Here is a 25,794-nt window from a genome sequence, read left to right on the forward strand (position 1 = left end):
CCAATTCGGCGATCCGTGTAATTCAGCACCCCGCACAGTTGACAGGCCCGGCTCAGTGTATCGACGCATAACGAGACGAACAGTCCCGTGCGCACATTTTGTGCCGTCCTCGGACGCGCCCTGCCCGCGACTGTGACATCGCCCAGGACTCGCTGGTGACCGGCATGGCGATCCAACCAAAGGCGTATCGCGCGACTGGAGCGGGCCACAATACGAGACTCGGTATCGTTCACAATATCGACCGCGTGTCATTGTGTCGTCTCAGAATACCCGACCTATCGCCGATGAATTCACACGTGCGTGGATAGGATCCCATCGGCGTTCGGCGTGCATACCGGTCGCCAAGCATATTCCGATATTCGACGCGGCAGGGAGGCGGCCATTGTTCGCCGATTTCACACACTGGGCGGACATGATCGTTCGGCGGCGGTTCACGGTGATCGTGGTACTGCTGGCCGGACTGATGGCACTGGGCGTCTACGGAATGGATCTGCACGATCGGCTCAGCGCCGACGGCTGGGACGATCCCGGTTCGCAGTCGATCCGCGAGGCTCGCATCAAGAATGAGACGTTCGGGCGCAACCACGTTGCCGATGTGCTCGTGCTCTACCACGCGCCGCCCGGACGCACGATCGACGATCCGGCGTTCTCACGAATCGTGGTGAACAGCCTGAACACTCTGCCGCAACGCTTTCCGGAGCAGATCGCCAAGGTCAACGGAACCTACTGGCGCACCGCGACCGGGCTGTCGCTGCCGGATGTCTTCGGCTCCGCAGATCGCCGGAATGCCTTCGCCTCCATCGCGATCCGTGGCAGCGACAACACCGAGGTGATGCGCAATTATCGGCGCGTCGCGGGGGCGTTCACCATTCCGGGCATCGATATGGAGATCGCGGGCGGGCAACCGGTCGCCGGAGCGCTGAACGACACCATGGCGCACGATCAGATGCGGATGGAACTGTTCGCCATCCCCGCGGTCGCGGTGCTGCTGGTCTTCGTCTTCGGCGGCATCGTCGCAGCCGCCCTGCCGCTGATCGCGGGCGGGCTCACGGTGCTCGGGGCATGGGGGGTGATCCGGGCGATCACCACCGTCACGGACGTGAATTCCTTCGTCTCCCCGGTGGTTTCGATGATCGGGCTGGGGTTGGCGATCGATTACGGACTGTTCGTCGTGAGCCGGTTCCGCGAGGAACTCGCCGACGGCCACGAGGTTGCGGCGGCGGTCAGGCGCACGGTGGCCAGCGCCGGGCGCACGGTGGTGTCCTCGGCGATGATCGTGGTGGCCGCGTCGGCGGCGATTCTGCTGTTCCCGCAAGGGTTCCTGCGCTCGTTCGCCTACGGCGCGATGATCACCGTCGCACTGGCCGCGCTCACCGCGGTCACCCTGCTGCCCGCGATGCTCGCGGTATTGGGACGCCGCATCGATCGGTTCGGGTTCCGCCGGTTCCAGCGCACCCGCGGCACCGCAGAGGATCCGGACAACCGCTGGGGACGACTGGCCGGCTGGGTGATGAAACGGCCGCTGGCGGTGGGGATTCCGATCGTCGCCATCCTGGTGCTGCTGATCGCCCCGGTACGCGACATCGCGTTCGGCGGCATCACCGAACGATTCCTGCCGCCGGACAACCAGACCCGCCTGGCCCAGCAGCATTTCGACCGGATATTCCCGCTGCGGCAGACCGGGCCGATCTCGCTGATCCTGATCACCAACGACACCTCGGCCGTCCCGGGCGTACTCGAAACCGCCAATCGTGCACCGGGTCTGGCCGCGTCGTTCCCGAATCCGGTGCAGGGCCCGTCGAATCCGAGCGTCTTCACCACCGACACCGTCCTGGTGGATTGGCACAACCCGGACCCGGCCATCGACTACCTGCGCTCGATGCCGTTGCCCAGGGGCACAACGATTCTGGTGGGCGGCACACCCGCCGAACAACGCGACAGCGTCGACGCGCTACTGCATCGACTCCCCTGGATGATCGCCCTGGTCTTCCTCCTGACGACCGCGCTGATGTTCGCCGCCTTCGGCTCGATCGTGCTGCCGTTGCAGGCCGGGGCGCTCAATCTGCTCGGCCTCGGATCCACCCTCGGCATCCTGACCTGGATCTTCGCCGACGGACACGGCTCGCGCGCAATGAATTTCACGCCGCAGCCGATCATGGCGCTGGTCCTGGTGCTGATCGTCTCGGTGATCTACGGGCTGTCCACCGATTACGAGATATTCCTGCTCGCCCGCATCGTCGAGGCGCGCCGGGCGGGTGCGTCCACCACCGACGCGGTCCGCTCGGGCATCGCGCACACCGGCCGGATCATCACCGCCGCGGCGCTGATCCTGCTGGTGGTCACCGGCGCGTTCGCACTCTCGGACCTGGTCATGATGCAGTACATCGCGTACGGCATGGTGGCGGCACTGTTCATCGACGCGACCATCCTGCGCATGTTGCTGGTCCCGGCGACGATGCGGCTGTTCGGCGAGATCTCCTGGTGGTCCCCGCGTCTGCGGGCCCGCCAGCACCGCCGATCCGCCGCCGAACCCGCACCGGCCGAACCGGACACCGAGACCGCCCCCGAGGTCGTGCACTCCGCCGCGCCCTGATCGGTCGCGACCCGCCCCCGGAGATCACCAGCAGGGCGCGCGATGCCCGTACTCTGCTGGGACGATCACCGGGAGGATGGGATGTCCGAGGAGAGCGCACCGGCCGGACGCCGGCGCGATTCGGCCGCGACGCGCGCGGCACTGCTGAGCGCCGCGCAGGAGTTGTTCGCCGAGCGCGGATTCGAGCGTGCCACGGTGCGCGATATCGCCGCGCGCGCCGGGGTGAACCAGGCGCTGCTGTTCCGCTACTTCGGCACCAAGGAGGAACTGTTCCGCGCCTCGATCACCGATCGCGGCCGCCGGGTGCTCGCCGAAGGACCCGACGACGCGCTGCTGGGCCGCATGCTCGAGCGCATGCTGCAACCGGACGACACTGCCACACAAGGGTATTGGCTGGAAGCCGCGCTGCGTTCGAGCGGGCACGACGAGGGTACCGCGGCGATCCGTGCGCAGCTGGGCCAGGAGTACGTGCGCGCGTTGTCCACTCTCACCGACGAACCCGATGCGGACCTGCGCGCGGATCTGCTGCTGGCATGGTTGCTGGGCATCGGGTTGATGCGGTCGGTGCACCAGCGTGATCCGCTGGCCGGGGCCGATCCGGACGCGGTTGCCGGTCATGTGCTGCGGGCCGCGCGGGTGCTGCTCGAGCGCATGGATGTGAATTTCCCACCGCGCTAACGACATTCATCCGTTGACGTGCTCCGGGGACCACCCTACGATGCTTTTGTAAGCAACCGCTTACATCGCTTGCACGCCGTGAGCGGCGTGGGGGAAGGGAGTTCACATGAGCGTCGACTCGCCGGTTCGCGACTACCCCTTCGGTGATCCGGTCCGACTCGAGATCCATCCACTCTTCGAGCAGTTGCGCCGTGACGAGCCGATCAGCCGTGTCCACCTGCCGTACGGCGGCGACGGCTGGCTGGTCACCCGATACGAGGACGTCAAATTCGTGCTGGCCGACCCGCGGTTCAGCCGCGCGGTGACCGTGGACCGCGAGGACGTCCCGCGCGCGGTTCCCCAACCGACCCGCGGCAATTCGCTGTTGAGCATGGACCCGCCCCAGCACAGCCGCCTGCGCAAACTCGTCGCCAAGGCGTTCACCAGCCGCCGGGTGGATCTGCTGCGCCCGCGCGCCCAGCAGATCGTCGATCAGCGCCTGGACGAGATCGAACGGCTCGGTGCACCCGCGGATCTGGTGGCGAATCTCGCTCTGCCGCTTCCGGTTACGGTCATCTGCGAGATGCTCGGCGTGCCGCCGGAAGATCAGCACCGGTTCCGCGACTTCTCCGACGCCATCCTGTCCACCACCGCCTACACCGCCGACCAGATCACCGCGGCCCGCGCCGAACTCGAGGGATACCTGGCCGAGGTGGTCGCCGCGCGCCGCGCCGCACCGGACACCGGCGACGATCTGCTGGGCGCGCTGGTCGCCGCCCGCGACAACGACGACCGGCTCACCGAGGCGGAGCTGGTCCAACTCGGCATCACCCTGCTGATCGCCGGTCACGAGACCACCGCCAACCAGATCGCCAACTTCGCCTATCTGCTGCTGTCCACGCCCGGCCAGTGGGACGCGCTGCGCGCGGATCCGGATCTGGTGCCCGACGCGGTCGAGGAACTGCTGCGTTATGTGCAGCTCGGTTCCGGCGGCGCGTTCGCCCGGGTGGCCACCGAGGACGTCGAGGTGGGCGGCACCACCGTGCGTGCCGGTGAGGCAGTCTTCGTCAACACCCAGTCCGCCAATCGCGACGAGTCGGTCTTCCACGACCCGGCCGAACTCGATCTGACCCGTCAGCACAATCCGCACATCGCCTTCGGCCACGGCGTGCACCACTGCCTCGGCGCCCAGCTGGCGCGGGTCGAATTGCAGGTCGCGCTCGGCTCGCTGCTGAACCGGTTCCCGCGGCTGCGGCTGGCCGTCCCGGCCGAGGAAGTCCCGTGGAAGACCGGTCTGCTGGTGCGCGGACCCGTCGCACTGCCGGTGATCTGGTAGGAGCGCGCCGATGAGTGAGCAGTGGCGGATCTCCGTCGAACGCGAGACCTGCATCGGGTCGGGCATGTGCACCGGTACGGCCGCGGCGCATTTCACCCTCGTGGACGGATATTCCAGTCCGGTGGCCGAATTGACCGATCCGGACGAGAGCATCATCGACGCCGCGGAATCCTGTCCGGTCGAGGCGATTCTGGTGCGCGCGGCCGATTCCGGGGAGATCCTCGCACCCGAACAGTGAGCCGCCGCCGGGTCGCCCGCCCGAGCGCTCGGGTGACCCGGCGCACACCGGCGAAGTCTCGCCCCGCTGTGCGAATCCTGTGAGGGAGCGTGCTTTTCGCGATCGTGCGGCAAGATCGAATCATGGAGGAATGTCGTAACGATCGTGCCCCGTACCCGCCGACCGGGGACGTGCGGGCGCAGGGGCGCGGAGGTGGACGTGGAATACTGGCCCGGGCGGGGGCACGATGAGCCAGACCGGCGATCCCGACCACACCGGCGGGTCGCACCCCGCCCAGGAACCGAACACCAGCGACATACCGGTCGCCGCTAACACGGGGATCGGTGAGGACGAACAGAACACCGTGACCGAATCCACCCCCGGCGAACCCACCGACGCCACCCCGCCCACCGGTAAGGACAGCCGCCCCGGAACACCACCGGCCGCATCCGACGCATCCGAGAACACTTCCGCCGCATCCGGCGCTGCGACCGAAGACGCTGCCACACAAGACGATACGGACAAAACGTCCGATACCGGCACGGGTCGCCCCGCTGCCGACGCCGACTCGCAGGCCCCCACAGCCGCCATCTCCGACGGTTCGCAGGCCGCCACAGCCGCGATCCCGAACACCGCCGAGGCCGCCACGACCGCGATCCCGGCCGCCACACCCGGCCCCGCCACCGATGCGCCGACCACGGTCCTGCCGTCGTCCACGCCCATCCCGCCGCCCACCAAGGTCGGCGCGGCGGCGCCCGGCACCTCGGTACCCGGCCCCGGACGCGCGACGTGGCTCCTGATCGGCGCGGCCGTGGCGATCGTCGTGATCGCCGTCGGCGCGGTGTTCCTCGGCCGGTCCGCCACCGACCACGGCGGAAGCGGTGGCAGCGGCAGCGAGAAGACCACGCCCGCGATCCCGGCCGCGGCGATCAGCGTTCCGGACACCGCGAATCCGATCAATCCGAGCGTCCCGATCACCGTCTCGGCGTCCGGTGGGCGCCTGACCTCGGTCACCGCCACCACCCCGGACGGCAAACCGCTCGCCGGCACCCTGTCCCCCGACGGGCTGACCTGGACCAACACCGATTCGCTGGCCTTCTCGAGCGCCTACGCCATCACCGCCGACGCGGTGAACTCCGCTGGTGCGCACACCAAGCAGAACTTCACCGTCAACACGATCTCCACCGACAACGTCAGCACGGCCTACGCGAACGTCGTGCCCGCGCCCGACGTGGTCGCCGACACCGGAATCGGCGTCGGGCAGCCGATGGTGTTCCAGTTCACCAAGCCGGTGACCAACAAGGCCGAGGTGCAGAAGCATCTGCACATCAGCGTCACCCCGGCGCAGCCCGGCGCGTGGTACTGGGTCGACGACAAGGACGTGCACTACCGCGGCCCGAACTACTGGCTGCCGGGCACCAAGATCCACATCGAGGCCGATGTGGTGGGCCTGGACCTCGGCAACGGCGTACTGGGCGCGGAGAACAACAGCGCGGACTACACCGTGCACGACTCCTGGGTCGCCAAGGCCGATGGCAGCACCGACCAGCTCACCATCTTCCAGAACGGCAAGCAGGTCAACCAGATGCCGATGAGCCTGGGCTCGCCCGGCTTCCCCTCGCACGAGGGCCCGCACGTCATCTCCGACAAGCAGCCCTCGATCGTGATGGACTCGTGCACCTACGGCACCTGCGCCGGACAGCCCGGGTATTACAAGGAGACCGTGGCGCTGGACGAGCGCATATCCAACGACGGTGAGTTCGTGCACTCCGCGCCGTGGTCGGTCGGGCAGCAGGGCAGCAGCAACGTCTCGCACGGCTGTGTGAACCTCTCGCCCGACAACGCCCAGTGGTTCTACGACCGCTTCGGCATCGGCGATGTCGTGGAGATCACTCATTCGGGTGGTGCCACCCTGCCGGTGTGGGACACCTACGGCGACTGGGAGGTCCCGTGGCAGACCTGGCAGGCCGGTAACGCCAACAGTTAGCAGGGCCGACCCCGCCGACGCGACCGCAGGCAGCGGCCGCGTCGGCGGGGTCTGTTCGGTATGTCCTGATTGGACCCCAATTCGCGGACATGATAAGAGAATTCATGTGCCGGTTTCCTCGTTGACGCAGCCCGTTTCACCGCCCCGCCCGCCGTCCGACGCGAATTGCGCACTGGCACAACAGTGTTGCGCGCGATGATGGGGAGGACGAAACAGCCGGTGGAAGCCGGCGCACAGCGGATCCCCGCCACCGCCCGCCCCTCGGCCGCGAGCGCGTATCGCCTGGACCTTGACGGTTTGCGCGGTGTGGCCATCGTCCTGGTGGTGATGTTCCACATCTGGTTCGGGCGGGTGTCCGGCGGCGTGGACGTCTTCCTGGTCCTGTCCGGTTTCTTCTTCACCGGCCTGTTGCTGCGACAGATCGAATCCGGCGGTGCGGTGCGGGTGCTGTTCACCGTGCGCCGCACGCTGCGCCGCCTGCTCCCGGCGCTGGTGGTGGTGCTCGCGGCCGTGGTGCTCGCGGTGGTGACGCTGCGACCGGTCACCCAGTGGGCGGATCTGGCCGATCAGACGCTGGCCTCGGCGTTCTACTACCAGAACTGGCATCTGGCGCTCGCGTCGTCGGATTATCTGGCGGCCGATCCGTCGGTGAGCCCGTTGCAGCATCTGTGGTCGATGTCGGTGCAGGGGCAGTTCTATCTGGCCATCACTCTGCTGCTGGCGGCGGTGGCCTGGTCGCTGCGCAAACTCCGGCGCGCGGAACATCTGCGCCCCACGCTGCTGGTGCTGCTGGGCGCGCTCACGGTGGCGTCGTTCCTCTACGCGATGGTCGGCGAGAGCGCCCATCAGAGCTGGAACTACTACGACTCGTTCGCCCGGGCCTGGGAACTGCTGGCCGGTGGGCTGCTGGCGATCGCCGCGCCGTGGCTGACCATGCCCCGGATCGTGCGCATCGTCCTGGCGATCGCCGGGATGGTCATCGTGGCGATCTGCGGCGAACTGGTCTTCGGCGCCGCCGTCTTCCCCGGACCCGCGGCGCTGATCCCGGTCGGCGCGGCCGTCGCGCTCATCCTCGCGGGCAACAATCTCGAACCCGCGGCCCGGCCGCTGGTGCTGCGCTGGCTGGCCACGCGCCCGGCCGTGGAACTGGGCGGGATGGCCTATTCGCTGTACCTGTGGCACTGGCCGTTCCTGATCTTCTATCTCTCCGAACGCGGCAGGCCGATGGCCGGACCAGTCGGCGGGCTCGGTGTGATCGCGGCGTCGCTGGTGCTCGCCTACGCGACGCGGCATCTGGTGGAGGAGCCGTTGCGGATGCGTTCGGCCCGCGCGATCGCGTCCGAGCAGAGCCGGCAGGCCGAACGATCCCGGACGTTCTCCATCGCTCCGGTCCTGCTGCGTTTCCGGCGGCCGATCGGCGCACTCGTCACGATCGTCGGGGTCGTGGGAATCGGGGCGAGCGTGTCCTGGCACGTGGCGATGGGCACGAACGGGCCCCGGCCACCGGCGTCGCTGGATCCGGTCCAGTACCCCGGCGCGGAGGCGCTGGCCGCGGGCGTGCCGGTCCCGCAGGCGCGGATGCGGCCCACGGTGCTGGAAGCTCCCGCTGACCTGCCCTATCCGACCACCGACGGCTGTATCGCGGACTGGTCCACCACCGATCTGATCACCTGCGACTACGGTGACCGCACCGCGCAGCGCACCCTCGCGGTGGTCGGCAGTTCGCACGCCGAGCACTGGATTCCGGCCCTGCACATCCTCGGGCAGCAGTACGGTTTCCGGGTGCGGGTCATGCTGAAGATGGGTTGCCCGCTGACCGTCTCGGACGACATCTCCTACAAGGGCGAGACGATTCCGGACTGCCACGACTGGTCCCGCCAGGTCATCGACCGGCTTGGCCAGGAACGTCCCGAGTGGGTGTTCACCACCGGCACCCGCCCGCTCGACGGCCCCGGGGACGAAACTCCGCAGGACTACCTGGACGTGTGGTCCCAGCTGGCCGATCGCGGTCTGAACGTGGTGGCCATCCGCGACACGCCGTGGCTGCGGCACGACGGGATCCGCTATCGCGCGTCGGACTGCCTGGCCGAGGGCGGCGACAGCACGAGTTGCGGCCTGCCCCGCGACTACGCGCTGAATCCGGTGAACCCCGAAGCCGAGCCCGCCTCGCGGTTCCCCAACGTCTTTCCGCTCGATATGACCGATGCGGTCTGCGCGGCGGACGTCTGCCCGGTGTCGGCAGGCAATATCCTCATCTATCACGACGAACATCACCTGACCGCGAACTACTCGCGATCCCTGGCGCCCGCGCTGGGCCGGGCGATGCGGCCGATTCTGAAGTGGTGGTGAACGCAACTATTCGGAGAAGGTGGTGACCGCGTATGACCGAGAACAGCAAGCGGACGATCGGCCTGATCTGGTCCCAGACCCGCGACCGCGTCATCGGCGCGAACGGCGGCATCCCGTGGCAGATCCCCGAGGACGTGCAGCACTTCCAGGACGTCACGAGCGGTCGCACCATCATCATGGGCCGCCGGACCTGGGATGCGCTGCCCGACCAGGCCCGCGTCGCGCCCGATCGCCGCACGATCGTCATCACCCGCAATCCCGAATGGTTCGCCCCGGGGGCCGAGAGCGCGGACTCGATGTCCGAGGCCCTCGCGCTGACCGACCCGGACGAGGTGTGGGTGCTCGGCGGCGCCGAGATCTTCGCCGCGGCAGTCGAATTCGCGACCGTCATCGTGGTCACCGAGGTCGACGCCAAGGTCTCCGGCGATGCCTACGCACCCCGGATCCCGCCGGAGTTCGTGCTGGCGTTCACCACCGGGATCACCCGTTCGACCAACGGCAAGGACAGTTTCCAGTTCCGCAGTTACGCCCGCAAGTGAGTTCGCGCGATCCGGTCGCTCAGCCCGCTGCGGCCGGTTCCGTGGTCGCCGAGGGCACTCCCCCGGAGTCGATCTCCACGCGACGGTAGGCATCGGGTTCGACGATCACGATCGTGGCCGCGCAGCCGCGCCCCGGCGGCAGGACCCGGACGGTCACCCGTCCGCGCATCACCGAATCCAGGTATGCGACAGCGATTTCCACGATCGTCGCACGCAATTCGCCGTCCTGGTGACCCGGTCCGGCGTCGTCGAGCAGCGTCAGTCGCACCCCTCTGATCCGGGCCGCTCGGGCGGCGCGGACCAGCGCCGGATCGGCCAGGCCCGGCGCACGCAGCCGATCGCGCAGTTCGGCCTCGAGCAACCGGCATTCGCCCACCTGCTGCGGGCTCAGCGTTCGGCCCGCGGCGAGGAATTCGAGCATCGGGCGCGCGGTGCGCGACAGATAGGCCATCTGATCGCGACGTTCCCGGCTCTGCGCCGCGGCGCGAGCCTCGGCTCCCGCGTGCCGGGCGATATCCGCGCGGGCACCGTGATACGAGCGCAGCAGCGGGCGCATGTACAGGGTGAACGCGACCGCGGCCAGGACGGTCGCCCCGGCGACGGCGGTGCCGTTCAGTGCGGCCCCCGGCGATCCGCCCGCGAGGTAGTACGCGGCGCCGGCCGCGAACAGAGCTACGCAGGTCGCCGCGACCCGCCCCCGAATCGCCAGCAGCGCAAGCACATACGAGTAGGCGACGAGCACCCAGACCGCGTGGTGCGCCTCGGGCGGGCCCAGATCGACGATAACCGCGGCGAGCGAACCCATCACGACCACCGCCCAGGTCGCCGCCGCGGGCAGCGGATCGTCACGCGGTATCAGCACCACCGCACCGGCCGCGGCGACCAGGCCGAACCCGGTGTAGGCCACGACGGGATCGCCGCTGCGCACGTATCCCAGCAGCAGCATGCCCACCGCCCAGCACAGCAGCGCCATCATCACGATTCCGGACCATCCCCGCACGCTGATCAGCGCGGGCGGGCGCAGTTCCTGCGGGTCGGTATGGGTCCACCGCAACGTCACCGTGGTTCCCCGGCCGGGCGCGGAGTCGACCTCCGCGTGGCCGCCGCGCAGACACCGCATCCGCCACAGGATGCTCTGCCGCACGCCCAGCCGTTCCACGCCCACGCGGTCGACATCGAATCCGGCCCCGTCGTCGACGATGCGCACGACGACCCCGCCCTCGTCCACCTCGATCCGCACCACCCGGGCGACTGCGCGGCCGTCGGCCGCGGCGTGCCGCAGGCTGTTGCGCGCCGCCTCGCCCAGCGCTCCGGCCAGCGAGGTCGTCACCTCACGTGGTATGCGCAGTTCGCGAGCCCGGTTCGCGAGTTCGACGGTGACGGCGAGGCCGTGCTCGGCGGCCTCCGCGCGCAGTACCTCGATCGTCTCGCGCACCTCGCCGGTGTCCTCGACGCGGTATTCGTGCGGACTGGTGTCGAGCTGGCGCAGGGTGCGCCCGGCCGAACGCCGCAGCCGGTCGGCCGCGCCGCCGCGTGCGGCGTCGAGCAGGGTGGCCAGGACGTTGTCGTGGATCAGTCCGGCGAAGCGGGTGCGTTCCCGATCGGTGGCCTCCGCGCCCGCGGCCACGGTCGCCTGGCGCACCACGATCGCGGTCACCGTGTCCAGTTCGATCGCCGCGGCCAGCAGCCGAGCCGCGGTCCAGGTCAGGAACCCCTGCACGCCCCAGGTCCGCACGAGATCCTCGGCGACGGTGTGGATTCCGGTGCCGCCGGAGACGTACGCGTCGATCACCGCGGCGACCACGCCCGAGACCAGCAGATACACCGGCCACCATCGCCGCCACGCCAGCACGCCCGCCACCGCGGTCGCCGCCACCAGCGGTGGAATCCAGGTGCCGGCCGGACCGAAACAGTTGTAGTGCCCCGCGATCGGCAACGTGATCAGCGCGGCCAGCATCACCAGCGCCAACCACGTCGCCAGCACGCCGACCGTCCGCCCGCCGACCGTCAACGCGGCCACGACCAGCCCGGCCCCGGTGATCACCAGCCCGGCCACCACCGTCGGCGTCCACCACGCCTGCACCATCCGAGCCTGCGACAGGATCACCTGCACATGGCTGAGCACCCACAACACCGCGCCCACGCCCGCGGCGAACCCGAGCGCCCGCCGAGCCCGCGCCTCGGCGCGCCCCCCACGAGTCGTCCCCCGAACCAGAAGTCCTCGGGCAGCGACCCACTGCCTCGGATTCCAGCCCACGCCACTATCATCGCCCATCGGTGCCCACCGACGCACCGGTCACCCACCCGAACCCGGCCACCATCGGGCCCGCCGAACCCCGGCTCGGGCTCCGAATATATTGCAGTGCAACGGATTCGCCACATCATGGACCGGATCTTTCGGTGTCCCGATCGAATGCCTTGCGGCGGTGGCGGACCCGGACTCAGTGCTGGTGATCCTCGGCCGGTGTGGTCGCATAACGCGCCATCACCTCGACGACGTTCTCCGGGGTCATCGGCTCGCCCGCTTCGATCATGGCGCGCAGATCGCGGAAGTACTGCACGTACAGGTCGGGGGTGAAGGTGTTCAACATGACCGCGGGTTCGTCGAAGGGATTGGCGAACGTGTGCGGCGCGCCCGGCGGGACCATGACCAGGGTGCGTGCGGGGACGTCGTGGTCGGTGGTCCCGACGGTGAAGCGCACGGTGCCCGAGACGACGTAGAACCCTTCGTCGTGCCGGGCGTGCCGATGCTGCGGCGGTCCCTGGGTGTGCGGGGCGACCTCGATCTCGGCGACGCCGAGCCGATGGTCGGTGGCGCTGCCGTCCTCCAGGATTCGCAGTACGACCGGGCCGGTCAGTGCGACCTCGGCGTTGTCCTGTCCGGTGATCAGTACTTCTGTCATGTTCTCTGCCTACTTTCCGGCGACGAAGGCCGCGATGGCCGCCACCAGCTGATCGGGGGTTTCCAGCTGCGGCAGGTGCCCGGTCTCGCGCAGCAGTTCGTATCGCGCGCCGGGGATGGCGGCGGCGAAGGCCCTGCCGACCTCCGGCGGCGCGATCCGGTCGCTCTCGCCGCTGATCACCAGGACCGGCGCCTTCACCCCGGCCAGCCGCTCGGTCAGCGACGGATCGGTCATCCGCTCGCCGCCGTAGACCCGCAGCGTGACGCGGTTCGCCGCCATCGCCTCGAGCTGCCGCGGGCTGAAGGTGGAGGGATCGATCCGGAAGGCGTCGGGGCGGTAGTAGCTGTAATCGGCGATCTCGTCCAGCTGCAGGCCGAAGAAGTCGACAGGCGTCACCCCGGGCACTTCGACCCCGACCGCGCAGACCAGGACCGCGGCGGCGATCCGGTCGCTGCCCTGCGCGGCCATCTCCGCGGTGATCCAGCCGCCGATCGAATTGCCGATCACGGTCACCTGGTCCAGCTCGAGTTCGTCGAGCAGCGCGCGGTAGACCCTGGCCAGGTCGGCGATCGTCGCCACCGCCTCGGGCCGGGGCGTACCGCCGAAGCCGGGGTGCACCGGGGTCAGCACCCGCACCGACTGCGCCTGTGCGTAGCGCTCGGCGAACTCCTGCACCGACTGCGGACCCGCCCCGCCGTGCAGCAGCAGATGAACTGGGCCCGAACCGGTTTCGGTCACAGTGACAGGTACCGATCCGATACCGGGAACCCGAATGTCGTACGCGGCCATGATGACTCCTTGTTCGTGAGAGTGAACTCTCATCAAAGTAGACCCACCCCGGTCTTCATGCAAGCCCACTCTCACGAAGAGAGTAAACTCTTGATATCGATCGACTACGGAGGTGAGCGACGTGGCCCGACAGGCCGAATCCACATCGACCGCGACACGCGGCGGACGCACGAACCAGAAGGAGCGCACCCGGCGCGCGATCCTGGACTCGGCGCGCACCCTCATCGACGCGGGCGACGAGGTGACCATGCCCGAGGTCGCCCGGACCGCGCGCGTCTCCGAGGCCACCGCCTACCGCTACTTCCCCGACCTGCCCACCCTGCTGCGCGAGGCGATGCACGAATCATGGCCGGGCGCAGCGCAGATCATGGCCCCGGTCGCACACCTCACCGATCCGATCGAGCGGGTCGCCCACGCGACGGATTACCTCCTGCGGCACGTGCACACCCATGCCCCGGCGGTGCGCGCGACCATGGCCGCGGCCATCGTGCGTCCGGCCGAAATCCTGCGGCCCGCCTACCGTCTCGGACTCATCGAGGCCGCCCTGGAACCCCTGACGGACCTCACTCCTGAGACGCTGACACAAATGCGTCAGGACCTCGTCGTGGTGATGAGTGCAGAGGCATTCTTCACACTCACCGATCTATACGGAATGTCTTCCGAAGAGGCGATCGCCAGCGTAGTATCTACGGCCCGCAGCGTGATGGCGGCTCGATTATCTTGAGGCACAGTCGATTCGATGACCAAAGACCCTGTTCACAGGGGTTTACACGCGAGTAGCTTGCACGCTCGGGCGACCGTTCACCGGCGAATGTCCACACCTCTGGACATCGGATACGCATTGCGGCGCACCGACACTAGAATGGGCTTGCTGGCAGGATGCCAGTCCCTCGACCGGCCCTGCAGACCGTTCGCGACACGGACGCTCCACTATGCGATTCGAACGAGCCCGCTCCGCCGCTACCGATAGCCTCCCGATAGCCAATGCCCGGAATGCGGTAAGGCTCGCCTTCGGATAGCTTGTCGGCCAACACAACTCAACTCGGCGGCCTACAGTCGTATCGGATGCCGCATGGCATTCGCAAAGATGCGTCCGGGCCCTCACTTGGCTAGTTTCGGACTGAACCAACACCCGGTCCTGGTGCGGTTCCCGAGATATTCCCGATGGAGGAGCACCGTGCGCATCCTGCTGGTCGCCAGCGCATTCAACAGTCTTACCCAGCGCGTTCACACCGAGCTGCGGGAAAGACATCACATCGGGGTCGAACTGGCCCTCGGCGACGATCTGCTGCGAGCGCGCGTGGAGTCCTTCCGGCCCGACCTGATCCTGGCCCCGATGCTCACCACCGCGATCCCGAAGGACGTCTGGACTCGGTACCCGGTGTTGATCGTGCATCCCGGACCGATGGGCGACCGCGGCCCGTCCTCGCTGGACTGGGCGATTTCCGAGGGCGCCGCCGAATGGGGCGTGACCGTGCTGCAGGCCGTCGCCGAAATGGACGCGGGCCCGATCTGGGCGAGTGTCTCGTTCCCCGTCGCGGACTGCGGCAAGAGCGAGCTGTACCGGAACGAGGCCGCCGATGCCGCGGTGCGCGCGGTGCTGCTGGCGGTGGAGCGTTTCGCCGGTGACCACGAACCCGAGCCGCTGGACTATTCGCGCCCCGACGTGCGAGGACAGTTGCGCCCTTACCACACCCAGGAATTCCGCCGGATCGACTGGTCCACCGAGAGCACCGCGGCGATCCTGCGCAAGCTGCGCGCCGCCGACTCCCAGCCCGGAGTGGTGGACGTGCTGTTCGGCCGCGAGTACTTCATCCACGGCGGCCACAACGAGGACCGGTTGCGCGGCGTGCCCGGCACGATCATCGCCACCCGCGACGGGGCGATCTGCCGCGCGACCGTGGACGGCGCGATCTGGATTCCGCAACTGCGCCCGCGCCGCGTCCCCGGCGGCCCGGCCACCTTCAAACGCCCCGCCGCCGATGTGCTGGCCGCCGAATTGACCGACGTCCCCGAGGCGCCCGTCACCCCGGCCGAGGCCGCCGAACGCGACACCTGGTCCGAACTGCGCTACCGCGAGGAGGCCGGTGTCGGCTACCTCGAATTCGCTTACGCCGGTGGCGCGATGGACACCCGGCAGTGCCGCCGGTTGCTCGATGCCTACCGGCAGGCCTGCCGCCGCCCGGTGGAGGTGCTGGTGCTCGGCGCGGCCCGGGACTTCTTCTCCAACGGCATCCACCTCAACGTCATCGAGGCCGCCGCCGATCCGGCGCAGGAGTCCTGGCGCAACATCACCGCCATGGACGATCTGGTCGAGGCCATCCTGACCACGACCGACAAACTGGTCATCTCCGCGCTGACCGGCAACGCCGCGGCCGGTGGGGTGATGCTGGCCCTGGCCGCCGACGAGGTGTGGTGCCGCGAAGCGGTGGTGCTGAACCCGCACTACCGGCTGATGGGGCTGTACGGCTCGGAGTACTGGACCTATTCGCTGCCGCGGCGGGTCGGTGCGGCCGAGGCCGCCCGGCTCACCAGCACTCCCCTGCCGGTCGGTGCGCGCGAGGCGGTGACCCTGGGCCTGGCCGACTACGCGGTCCCCGGCAGCACGGACGACTTCTGGACCTGGGCCCGGCAGGAGGCCGCCGCCCTGGCCGCCGCGCCGGAACTGGCCGAGCGCCTGCTGGCCAAGAAGCAGCGCCGCGCGTCCGACGAGGCCGTCAAACCCCTTGCCGCATACCGGGAAGAGGAGTTGACACAAATGCACCGCAATTTCTTCGCCCCCGACGAGTCCTACCACGAGTTGCGGCAGAACTTCGTGTACAACGTCCGCCCGATGGTCACACCGGCGTACCTACTCGGGTAAACGATCAGCTTCACATACCCGACCAGTTGAACTAGGGTCCTCGAGATCGCTTGTTCAGGAAGTTTGGAAGTGTCACGTGCTAGAACTCGACTACTTCAGCTACGGCTGGGTGACCCCGGTCTTGGCGTACGTCATGTCCGTCATCGGCTCGGTGCTCGGACTGCGGTGCGCTTTCCACGCCCGTGAATCGAAACGCCCCGGCGGCTGGCTGGTGGCCGCCGCGATCTCGCTCGGCGGCGCCGGGATCTGGGTCATGCATTTCACCGCCATGCTGGGCTTCGCCATCCACGGCGCGAGCATCCGCTACAACCTGCCGCTGACGCTGCTCAGCGCGGTCGTCGCGATCGTGGTGGTGTGGGTCGGGCTGTCGCTGGTCGTGCGTTGGCGGCGTGAGGTGTTCGCGCTGCCGATCGGCGGGGCCGTCACCGGTCTCGGTGTGGCGGGCATGCACTACATGGGCATGTTCGCGATGCAGTCGGACGTCGAGATGCACTACAGCCTCTCGGTGGTGGCGTTGTCCGTGGTCATCGCCGTCGTCGCGGCGACCGCGGCACTGTGGTTCATGCTGCACGTGCAGGGCCTGGCGGCCACGTTCGGCGCGGCCATGATCATGGGTCTGGCGGTGTGCGGAATGCATTACACCGGAATGGCATCGATGTCCGCGGACCACCCCACCGGTCACGACATGGTGATGAACGGCAGCGGCGTGGACCCCGTGCAGCTGCTCACTCCGCTGATCATGACCGTCACCCTGGTGACCATGATGCTGATCGTGCTGGTCGGCGTCGCCGAGCTGGACGAGCGCGGCACCGCCGAGGCCGAGGCGGCCGTCGCCTCGATGTCATCCTCGGCCAATCCCCGTGTGCTGACCACGGATCCGGCCGCCCTGCCCAGCAGCGGCCGGTCCTGGCCGCGGGCCGCACCGAGCGACGACTGACCGGGTGTCCCGGTCCGGCCGCATCGCCTGCACCGGACCGGGGACCGGCCCAGAAGTTGCCGACCCGGCATCGACCCACGACAGTGGACTGCGGTGCCGCGGCGCGACCCGCCGCGGCCGGGGCCCATCCCGGGCCCCACGGACGCGAAGGAGTAGACCGTGCGCTTCGGCATCTTCATCCCCCAGGGCTGGCGGCTCGATCTGGTAGGCATCGATCCCGCGGCACAGTGGACGGTGATGCGTGATCTGGCCCGCCGGGCCGATGCCAACGACGACTGGGAGTCGCTGTGGGTGTTCGACCACTTCCACACCGTGCCGGTGCCGACCAGCGAGGCGACCCACGAGGCGTGGACGCTGATGTCCGCGTTCGCGGCGAGCACCGAGCGCATCCGCCTCGGTCAGATGTGTACCGCGATGAGCTACCGCAATCCGGCGTATCTGGCGAAGGTCGCGGCGACGGTGGACATCATCTCCGGCGGCCGGGTCGAGATGGGCATCGGCGCGGGATGGTACGAACAGGAATGGCGCGCATACGGATACGGCTTCCCCACCGCCGGTGAGCGGCTGGCCCGCCTGGACGAGGGGGTACAGATCTTCCGGCAGGCGTGGAGCACCGGCGAGGCCACGCTGGACGGCAAGCACTATCAGGTCGACGGTGCGATCGTGCAGCCGCAGCCGTTGCAGGAGGGCGGAATTCCGCTCTGGATCGCTGGTGGCGGCGAGAAGGTGACGTTGCGGATCGCCGCGAAGTACGCGCAGTACACCAATTTCAGCGGCGAGGATTTCGCCCGCAAATCCGAACTGCTGCGCGGCCATTGCGCCGAGGTCGGCACCGATTTCGACGCGATCGTGCGCAGCGCCAACACCACCGTGGTGACCGGCGCGACCGAAGCCGAGATCGAAGATCGTCTCACCGCGCTGCGCACGCGCCTGGCGCCGGTCCTGGGCCAGGAGGCGGCCACCAAGTGGATCGACAACGTCGTCACCCACGGCACGCCCGACGAGATCACCGAGAAGCTCAGCGCCCTGCGCGATCTGGGCCTGGGTTACGCGATCCTGAACTTCCCCGAGGCCGCGTACGACACCTCCGGCATCGAACTGTTCGAGCGTGAGGTCATCCCGGCGCTGCGCTGATCCGGCCGGAATATCCTGCGTCGGAAGGTGATCGCCCGCCGCGGGCGATCACCTTCCGATTCACGGAAAAGCCGCGCCGACAACCGGATTCAGCGGTTGTAGACCAAACCGTATGCGGTCGTGAGCAGTTCGGCCAGTTCCGCGCCCTGGGTTTCGTCCAGGACCGCGAACGCCGGGGCGATCAACTCGTCGGTCGACGCCTCGGCCGCCTCCCACCGCTGCCGCAACTCGGGGGTGATCTCCTCGTACGGCTCGCGCCAGCCGAACGAGCGCGCCTGATCGACGCCGCTCTTGGCCGGCGACCCGCCGATCAGCACCGCCTGCTCCGGAGTCAGGCCATGGGCGCGCACGGCCAGCAGGTGCAGCCCGCCACGCAACTCGCGCAGCACCTGGATCAGCTGCATCGCCCGCGCCGGATCGTCGGCCGCCAGCGGCAGCGCCCGCCAGCCCGCGAACAGTGCCACACCGGCCGGATCGGCGGCCGCGGCCACCGGAGCCAGCAGTTCTGCCAGCCGCGCGGCGCCGTCGAATCCGCCGAGCTTGCGCCGCCCGAAGTCCTGACACACCCCCAGATAACCGGCCGCGGCCTTGTCCGCGGGCAGATCCAGTGACTCCCAGGCCGGGCGGATGGTCTCGGCCGGGAAGAAGCCGAATGCGGAGATCACCACGTCGGCGTCGACATCGCCGAGCACCCCGCCGCGCCCGCGGGTGTAGGGCCCGAGAAATGTCGTGGCCCCGACCGCGGCGCCGAACGCCTTGGCCTCGCGGGAGAACATGAATCCCGCTCCGATCGCCTGAATCTGCACCTTGACCGCGGCGGCTGTCGACACAGCTCGTCCCCTTCTGTCGTCGAACATCTTGTCCTGGAGCGTATCTCACTATTGTTAACTAAGGCCAGACCGGTGGCCGGAAATCACGATTACCGGTAACGGTGTCACCCAACCTCCGATGAGCAACGCGAGGGATCGAATATCCTCGGGGCCGGGCCCGGGTAAAACACCATTCGAAGCGAGCGACGTTGGAATATCACCTCGGCGCGACCGCACCCGACCCCGGTGCCGACCGCGCAGCCGCGACGCAGACCGCGTTGACGACCCTCGTGGCGCATTTCTCGGCCCAGTGGCGCGGCGCGGACTCCCCGCCCGATCTGTCCGCCCACCTCCCCGCGGATCCCGGACTGCGCCGCTCGGCGCTCATCGAACTTATCAAGGTGGATCTGCACGAACGTTGGCGGCGCACCGACGACGCCCTGCGCCTGGCCGACTACCGCAAGCGTTTCCCCGAATTGTCCACCGCGCCACTGCCTCCCGACCTGATCTACGAGGAGATCACCGCGCGCAGCCGCCGACACGAGGTCGATCTGGCCGAGTACGAGCAGGACTACCCCACCCAAATGGCCCGCATCACAGCCGATTCCGGCGTCGGGACCCTGCCCGGGTACGCACCCGACCGAGGCGATCCGCGCAGTACGGTCCTGGCCGACCCCACCGCACTGGACGCGCTGGACACCATCAACCCGGGCGCCACCGTCGATGATTTCGATCTGCTGCTTCCCTTGGGCCAGGGTGCGTTCGCCCGCGTTTTCCTTGCCCGCCAACGCTCTTTGGGTCGCATGGTCGCGGTGAAGATCTCACACGATCGCGGCGCCGAACCGCAGACCCTCGCCCAACTCGACCACGATCACATCGTGCGCGTATTCGACCAGCGCCAGATCACCGACCAGCACCTCAAACTGATGTACATGCAGTACGTGCCCGGCGGCACCTTGCTGGGTGTGCTGCGTATGCTGCGCCGCACCCCGCCCGATCGGCGCGGCGGCGCTCTGCTGCTCGAGGCCGTCGACGCCGCGACCACCACCGGCGGCATCCTCGAACCGCAGAACTCCCCCGCCCGTGCGGAACTCGAACAGCTCAGCTGGCCCGAGACCGTCGCGCGGATCGGCTCGCGCCTGGCCACCGCCCTGGACTACGCCAATCGACGGGGTGTTCTGCACCGCGACATCAAACCCGCCAACGTCCTGCTCACCGCCGACGGTCAGCCCAAACTCGCGGACTTCAACATCAGCTTCAGCCGCCACCTGCCCGGCGCGAGCCCGGTCGCCTACTTCGGCGGTTCCCTTCCCTATATGTCCCCCGAGCAGCTCTCGGCGATCCATCCGGGTCTGGCCGCCTCGGCCGCGGACTTGGACACCCGCAGCGATCTGTATGCGCTCGGCGTCGTGCTGTGGGAATTGCTCACCGGCACAATCCCTTTCGACGACGAACTCGGTTGCGGGGAATCCGCGCGGTCGCTGCAGGCGATGATCGACCGACGCAACACCCGGATCGATCCGCGATACCGGGATCAGCTGCCGCCGGACACCCCCGCGGTCCTGCGACACGCGCTGCTGACCTGCCTGGCGCCCGATCCCGCCGACCGCTACGCCACCGGTGCGGAACTGGCTCATCAGCTCGAACTCAGCCAGGACCGCACCGCCCGCGATCTGGTCGACCCGCCCACCAACAGCCTGCGCGCGCGGTTGCGCATGCGGCCGATGCCGGTGGTCACCCTCTCCAGCATCTTCGGCCAGCTGCTCGCCGGACTGTATATGGGCGCGCACAACATTCGCCTCGTCGAGGGACAATTCGGCGCCGCTGCCGCCGACACCATGACCCGGCTCGGATTGATCGTCGCGGTCATCGCCTATCCGCTGGGTATCGCCGGGCTGCTGTACTGGTGTCGTCAGGTGTTCCTGGTGCCCGACGGTTTGCGCCGCGGCCGCCGGTTCGACGAGGCCACCCTCGCCAAGGCACGCGCGGACACGCTGGCCTGCGGCGACCGGATCGCGGTGGTGGCCTTCACCGGGTGGCTCGCCGCCGGAGTGGTGCTGCTGATCAGGCTGTACAGCTTCAGGCCGATACCGCTCGGCCTGCTCACCGACCTGATCGCCTCGCACGCCGTGGCGGCCGCGGTTGCGGTGGTGTACACCTACTTCCCGGTCACCTTCTTCGTATTGCGCTGGTACTACCCGGGACTCGTGGCCGCCGGGCACACCAGCTCCGCCGAGGCCGAGCGGCTGCACCGCCTGGTGCGACGCAGCCGCATCTATCTCGGCGTCGCGGCCTCGGTGCCGCTGATCGGCGTGCCCGCCGGACTGGTCTTCCTGAACCCCGATCAGCAGCAGTCCGTGATCGGGCCGATCGTAGGATTGTGCGTCGGTGGGCTTTTCGCCTTCGCCATCGCCCTGCGCACGTTCTACGCACTCGACGCCGATCTCAGCGCACTGAACCGCATCGTGGATCCGCACCTCCATCAGCGCAGCTGACCTGGCCTGGGCCGCTGCCGATTCGGTAGCACCCGGCCTCGAAACCGTGCTCGCCCACGGTCGTTGGCAACCCGCTGATCAAGATCGGCTACTCTCGAGGCGGTGCTAGGACATTCACATGCGACCAGCGGCGCTCTCGCGTGGGCCGGAGCCGCTGCCGCGCTGCCGCTTTCGATTCTGACCTTCCCGGCTGTCCAGGCCGGGCATATCGGCACCGTCGATCTGGTGATGGGCACGTTCCTCACCGCGGGCGCGGCACTGCTGCCCGACGCCGATCATCCCAGCGGCACCATTTCCCATGTGCTCGGCCCGGTCTCGCATGCGGCGTGCAAGGTGATCTCCGAGGTCTCCGGCGGACACCGGCACGCCACCCACTCGTTCGCCTTCGTCATCGCCGTCACCGCCGGAACCTGGGCCGGCGAGCACTGGCTGCACCGCTGGTTCACCCTCGCCCTGGTGTTCTTCCTGCTCGCCCTCGCGGTCCGGGCCCTGAACCTGTGCCCGCCCGGCGACGGAGTCCGCTCCTACGGCACGATCGTCATCCTGGCCGCGGCCGGGACGTTCGCGATGGACCAGTGGATCTCGGACAAACCGACCTGGCTCCCGTTCGCGGTCGGCCTGGGCTCCCTGGCCCATCTCGCCGGAGACTGCCTGACCGACCGAGGCTGCCGCCTGTTCTGGCCGTTCAAACTCCGCACCCGCGTCCCCCTCGTCGAACGCACCGGCAACAAGGTCGAAACCTGGATTCTGTCACCACTTTTCGTCGTCGGCACCTGCGCGCTGCTGTGGTACACCATCGTCCATCATCCCTAGCAGCGTCATCGCATCGTGGTCCGGGCTGCCCGGCGCGGCCTGGAACACCACGAAGCGCTGCCCGTCCGGCGCGGTGACGATCTCCGAGGTCAAGGCGAATAGCCCCACCCCGCGATGCCGGAACATCCGCGTCGCACCACGTTTGGTGCGCACGTCGTAGTGCGCCCATAGATCCGCGAATTCCGCACTCTCGGAACACAATCCGTGCACCACCGTATGCAGTGCCGGGGAATCCGGTTCGCGCCCTTGCACTGTGCGCAGATGTGCCACGCAGTCGCGCGTCATCGCGTCCCAGTCCTCGAAGACCCACCGCGCCGCGGGATGGGTGAACACGTACCGCACCAGATTCCGTTCCGCCGCAGCGCAATCCGTCAGCCCGTCGAGCAATCGCAACGCCTCCGGATTCGCCGCGAGCACGTTGCTCGGCTGATCCAGAATCAACCCCGGCGTCGGTCGCACCGACTCGAGCAGCTGCACCAACCCCGGCCGCGGCGCCTGCCGCACCAACTCCGGAGCCGCGCGCCGCACCGCCACCGCCCGAGCCAGATCGTCCAGATGCATCCGCTCGTCCTCGTCGAGCCGCAACGCCCCAGCCAACGCATCCAAGACGGCCGGACTCGGATTCGTATCCCGCCCCTGCTCCAACCTCGTGTAGTAATCCACGCTCAACCCGGCAAGCGTCGCAACCTCTTCCCGCCGCAACCCCGGAGTCTGCCGCCGCCCCACCCCCGCCGACAACCCCACCTGCTCAGGCCGCAACCGGCCCCGCCGCACCCGCAGAAACTCCCCCAGCACCCGCCGTTCACTCACCTCACCAGTCTGCCCGCTCCCCACCCCCTCCGGGTGGCCCCACCAGGACCAGTCCCCGCCCGGTCTCCCCTGCCGCCGCCGCGAATCGCAAAGTCGTCGTCATGACCGATATTTCGCACACACTCGTCATCGGAGGCAGTTCCGGTATGGGGTTGGCACTGGCCCGCGAACTGCTGTCCGAGGGGCAGGCAGTGACCATTGCCGGGCGGTCCCGGGATCGGCTCGATGCCGTCTCCGCCGAACTCACCACCGACCGCCTGCGGACCGTGCAGGCGGACATCACCCGCGAGGACTCGGTCCGAGATCTGTTCGGCCCGTGGCTGTTCGAGCACACCGGGCGGCTGGATCATGTCGTCGTCACCGCCGCCGACATGTCCGCCGGATACGGACCGCTGGCGCAACTGCCGCTCGCCGATGCCCGGACCGTCGTGGAGGCCAAGGTGCTCGGACCGTGGCTCGTGGCCAAGTACGCCGCGCCCAGGCTTACCGAATCCCTCACCGTCACTTCGGGAATCGCCGCCTACCGCCCGGCCGTCGGCGGCACCGTGGTAGCGACCGTGAACGCCGCACTGGAGGGGCTCGTCCGCGCTCTGGCTCTTGAACTAGCACCGATCCGCGTCAACGCCGTCTCCCCCGGCTGGGTGGACACCCCGATCTGGAACAGCTTCGCCGCCGACACCAAGGATGAACGCCTCTCCGCCATGGCCGCACGACTCCCCGTGGGCCGCATCGGCCAGCCCGACGACATCGCGCAAGCCTTCCGCGCCGTCATGACCAACCGATTCATGACCGGAACCGTCCTACACGTCGAGGGCGGCCACCGCTTGATCTGACGAGCCGTCAGTCGATTTCGGAGCTGCCGAAGACCATCCCCGGAGGCAGCGTTCCACGTCATCGCCCCGATCTGCGGCCAAATATCCGCTACTCGAAAGACGTTGCGGCACTGGGTGCGACATGCGCTCAGACATCTGCATCCAGCCTCCCGTAGATCGGCGGATGTGCGGCGACCGCCGCACGCCCCAAATCGGTTATGCTCCAACGCCTGTCGTAACCCCGACATACGATCAGCCCCCGGCCGCGCAGATTCGACACCACGCGGCGAACCTCGAAGCGGTCGAGGTTCGCCGCGTGCCGAATCTGATCCGTAGTGAGTAACCCTCCGCAGCTCAGTGTCCGAAGTGCACGGGCCTGGCTCACCGAAAGGCGTCGCGTTGCTCTGGCATGCGGCTAATCTTGCTCCGGCAAGCCCAGTCCGAGGCCCCGAAGTGGGCGGCCCGGAATAACCGGCTCGAACCCCGAAGGCGCGGACCGGATAGCACTTACGATGAGCCTCGACGCGGACCGCAGTTGCGGACCGAAGCGGGCCGAGCACGAAGGGGAGCGATGGCAAAGGACGAGCAGACCAGCACAACGCTGGTCCGTCGCCAGCTTGGCAGGATGCTGAAGGAGGCCCGCGAGGGGGCGGGCCTCACCCAGGAACAAGCCGGTCAATTACTCGAGATGGGGAAGGCCACCATCGGGCGTCTCGAGAAAGGGGAGAACGACCGCGTCAAGCAGCGCGACGTAGATGCGATGGGCAATATCTACGGACTGCCCGCCGACAGGATCTCCGAGCTGAAAGTACTTGCGGCACAGACAGCTACGAAGTCGTGGTGGCAGGCATACAGGCACCTCATCTATCCCGGATACAGCACCTACCTCGGACTCGAGTCGGGTGCATCACAGCTGTACTTCTACCAGCCGTTGATCATGCCGGGCATCCTCCAGACCGCAGACTACGCCAGAGCCGTTGAGCGACCGTATCTTCCAACCGATACGCCCGCCGATGTCGAAAAGCGTGTTTCGCTCCGTATGCAGCGCTCCGCCGTACTGACTCGCAAATACAGTCCCGCCCAGGCAGAGTTCATCCTGCACGAGGCCGCGTTGCACACGATCATCGGATCGCGCGCGATCATGAGGGGCCAATCGATGCACCTCGCCGATATGAGCACACGGGACAATGTCAGTGTGCGGCTCCTGCCCTTCACCGCAGGCCATCCCGGACACACCGTCGCGACCCCTTACATCATTATCGACTTCCCGACCGAAAGCCGTGAGCCGTCAGTGGTTTTCACCGAAACAACGACAGGGACCATGACTTTCGAAGACGCGGACGACGTCGCAGAGTTCCGCAATGTTCACGAAAACCTCCAGCATGCCGCGCTGGATGAGTCGACTTCGAGAGACTATCTCAGGAAACTAGCAAGGAGATTCGACCAGTGATCATCGACACCACCGGCGCGCAGTGGTTCAAGTCCTCACGCAGTCATTCCGGAAAAGAATGCGTGGAAGTTGCTTGGCTCGCAGCGGGTCATGTGGGGGTACGCGATTCCAAGAACCCCCACGGCCCTGCGCTCGTGTTCAACCCCGGCGAGTGGGTTGCCTTCACCGCGGGCGTAAAGAATGGTGAATTCGACCGCTGAGCAGAGAAGTACGAGCAGCGACTGTAGGTTCGCAGAGCTCGTGACGGAATCTCAGAACGCGTGGCGGATTCGCCATTGTTCTGAGATTCCGACTCCTCCTG

The 25,794-nt window shown here is 68.1% G+C and carries 21 protein-coding genes; 16 read left to right on the forward strand and 5 right to left on the reverse strand.

Annotation, left to right across the window (positions count from 1 at the left end):
• Window positions 1-412 precede the first annotated feature (412 nt).
• The 7 genes from ON40_RS15105 to ON40_RS15135 all read left to right on the forward strand — a co-directional run bounded on the left by ON40_RS15105 (window position 413) and on the right by ON40_RS15135 (window position 9,678).
• Entirely contained in the window at window positions 413-2,593 is a 2,181-nt protein-coding gene (locus tag ON40_RS15105) for an MMPL family transporter (protein ID WP_245567813.1), read from the forward strand.
• Window positions 2,594-2,674: 81 nt separating this feature from the next.
• Window positions 2,675-3,271: a TetR/AcrR family transcriptional regulator gene (locus tag ON40_RS15110; protein WP_040822980.1), complete on the forward strand. Its 597-nt coding sequence runs from the start codon at window positions 2,675-2,677 to the stop codon at window positions 3,269-3,271.
• 106 nt (window positions 3,272-3,377) lie between these two features.
• Window positions 3,378-4,586 carry a cytochrome P450 gene (locus ON40_RS15115; RefSeq protein ID WP_040822981.1) on the forward strand — a complete coding sequence of 403 codons (1,209 nt, stop codon included), beginning with the start codon at window positions 3,378-3,380 and terminating at the stop codon, window positions 4,584-4,586.
• 10 nt (window positions 4,587-4,596) lie between these two features.
• Window positions 4,597-4,824: a ferredoxin gene (locus tag ON40_RS15120; protein WP_040822984.1), complete on the forward strand. Its 228-nt coding sequence runs from the start codon at window positions 4,597-4,599 to the stop codon at window positions 4,822-4,824.
• A 775-nt stretch (window positions 4,825-5,599) separates the two neighbouring features.
• Window positions 5,600-6,790 (forward strand): L,D-transpeptidase, encoded by a 1,191-nt coding sequence (locus ON40_RS54595; protein WP_040824104.1) that lies wholly within the window; start codon window positions 5,600-5,602, stop codon window positions 6,788-6,790.
• Window positions 6,791-6,988: 198 nt separating this feature from the next.
• Window positions 6,989-9,139 carry an acyltransferase family protein gene (locus ON40_RS15130; protein ID WP_040824106.1) on the forward strand — a complete coding sequence of 717 codons (2,151 nt, stop codon included), beginning with the start codon at window positions 6,989-6,991 and terminating at the stop codon, window positions 9,137-9,139.
• Window positions 9,140-9,171: 32 nt separating this feature from the next.
• The gene (locus ON40_RS15135) at window positions 9,172-9,678 is read left to right on the forward strand and encodes a dihydrofolate reductase (protein ID WP_040822987.1); all 507 of its coding nucleotides are present in this window, start codon (window positions 9,172-9,174) and stop codon (window positions 9,676-9,678) included.
• Window positions 9,679-9,697: 19 nt separating this feature from the next.
• Here ON40_RS15135 and ON40_RS48165 read toward each other — a convergent pair whose 3' ends face one another.
• From ON40_RS48165 to ON40_RS15155, 3 genes are all read right to left on the reverse strand, one after another.
• A complete protein-coding gene (locus ON40_RS48165) occupies window positions 9,698-11,953 on the reverse strand; it encodes a DUF8320 family protein (RefSeq protein ID WP_157186302.1) in 2,256 nt (751 codons plus the stop codon).
• A 166-nt stretch (window positions 11,954-12,119) separates the two neighbouring features.
• Window positions 12,120-12,581, reverse strand: a complete 462-nt coding sequence (locus ON40_RS15150) for a cupin domain-containing protein (protein ID WP_040822989.1) — start codon at window positions 12,579-12,581, stop codon at window positions 12,120-12,122.
• Window positions 12,582-12,590: 9 nt separating this feature from the next.
• Window positions 12,591-13,370, reverse strand: coding sequence for an alpha/beta fold hydrolase (locus ON40_RS15155; protein WP_040822992.1), 780 nt, complete (start codon window positions 13,368-13,370; stop codon window positions 12,591-12,593).
• Between the two features lie 112 nt (window positions 13,371-13,482).
• Here ON40_RS15155 and ON40_RS15160 point away from each other — a divergent pair, with 112 nt between their 5' ends.
• The 4 genes from ON40_RS15160 to ON40_RS15175 all read left to right on the forward strand — a co-directional run bounded on the left by ON40_RS15160 (window position 13,483) and on the right by ON40_RS15175 (window position 18,304).
• A complete protein-coding gene (locus tag ON40_RS15160; protein ID WP_218008793.1) occupies window positions 13,483-14,094 on the forward strand; it encodes a TetR/AcrR family transcriptional regulator in 612 nt (203 codons plus the stop codon).
• A 453-nt stretch (window positions 14,095-14,547) separates the two neighbouring features.
• Window positions 14,548-16,233 (forward strand): hydrogenase maturation protein, encoded by a 1,686-nt coding sequence (locus ON40_RS15165; RefSeq protein WP_040822996.1) that lies wholly within the window; start codon window positions 14,548-14,550, stop codon window positions 16,231-16,233.
• Between the two features lie 76 nt (window positions 16,234-16,309).
• The gene (locus ON40_RS15170) at window positions 16,310-17,170 is read left to right on the forward strand and encodes an MHYT domain-containing protein (protein ID WP_040822999.1); all 861 of its coding nucleotides are present in this window, start codon (window positions 16,310-16,312) and stop codon (window positions 17,168-17,170) included.
• A 159-nt stretch (window positions 17,171-17,329) separates the two neighbouring features.
• Entirely contained in the window at window positions 17,330-18,304 is a 975-nt protein-coding gene (locus tag ON40_RS15175; RefSeq protein WP_040823001.1) for an LLM class F420-dependent oxidoreductase, read from the forward strand.
• Window positions 18,305-18,393: 89 nt separating this feature from the next.
• On the opposite strand, the gene ON40_RS15180 is transcribed toward ON40_RS15175, so the two are convergent.
• Window positions 18,394-19,134: an SCO6745 family protein gene (locus ON40_RS15180; protein WP_040823005.1), complete on the reverse strand. Its 741-nt coding sequence runs from the start codon at window positions 19,132-19,134 to the stop codon at window positions 18,394-18,396.
• Window positions 19,135-19,322: 188 nt separating this feature from the next.
• On the opposite strand from ON40_RS15180, the gene ON40_RS15185 reads away from it, so the two are divergent.
• Together ON40_RS15185 and ON40_RS15190 are read left to right on the forward strand one after the other, a co-directional pair.
• Window positions 19,323-21,608 (forward strand): serine/threonine-protein kinase, encoded by a 2,286-nt coding sequence (locus ON40_RS15185; protein WP_051193135.1) that lies wholly within the window; start codon window positions 19,323-19,325, stop codon window positions 21,606-21,608.
• A gap of 102 nt (window positions 21,609-21,710) precedes the next feature.
• The gene (locus tag ON40_RS15190) at window positions 21,711-22,421 is read left to right on the forward strand and encodes a metal-dependent hydrolase (RefSeq protein ID WP_040823007.1); all 711 of its coding nucleotides are present in this window, start codon (window positions 21,711-21,713) and stop codon (window positions 22,419-22,421) included.
• Here the strand turns inward: ON40_RS15190 and ON40_RS15195 are convergent.
• On the reverse strand, window positions 22,359-23,231 hold the full coding sequence (locus ON40_RS15195; protein ID WP_040823009.1) for a helix-turn-helix transcriptional regulator: 873 nt from the start codon (window positions 23,229-23,231) through the stop codon (window positions 22,359-22,361). The genes ON40_RS15190 and ON40_RS15195 overlap by 63 nt on opposite strands.
• A gap of 101 nt (window positions 23,232-23,332) precedes the next feature.
• On the opposite strand from ON40_RS15195, the gene ON40_RS15200 reads away from it, so the two are divergent.
• From ON40_RS15200 to ON40_RS15210, 3 genes are all read left to right on the forward strand, one after another.
• On the forward strand, window positions 23,333-24,064 hold the full coding sequence (locus ON40_RS15200) for an SDR family oxidoreductase (RefSeq protein ID WP_040823010.1): 732 nt from the start codon (window positions 23,333-23,335) through the stop codon (window positions 24,062-24,064).
• 550 nt (window positions 24,065-24,614) lie between these two features.
• Window positions 24,615-25,493, forward strand: coding sequence for a helix-turn-helix domain-containing protein (locus ON40_RS15205; protein ID WP_040823011.1), 879 nt, complete (start codon window positions 24,615-24,617; stop codon window positions 25,491-25,493).
• The gene (locus ON40_RS15210) at window positions 25,490-25,693 is read left to right on the forward strand and encodes a DUF397 domain-containing protein (protein ID WP_040823012.1); all 204 of its coding nucleotides are present in this window, start codon (window positions 25,490-25,492) and stop codon (window positions 25,691-25,693) included. Before ON40_RS15205 ends, ON40_RS15210 begins: the two co-directional genes overlap by 4 nt.
• Window positions 25,694-25,794: the final 101 nt, after the last annotated feature.

The organism is Nocardia jiangxiensis NBRC 101359 (assembly GCF_000308615.1).
Classification (GTDB): domain Bacteria; phylum Actinomycetota; class Actinomycetes; order Mycobacteriales; family Mycobacteriaceae; genus Nocardia; species Nocardia jiangxiensis.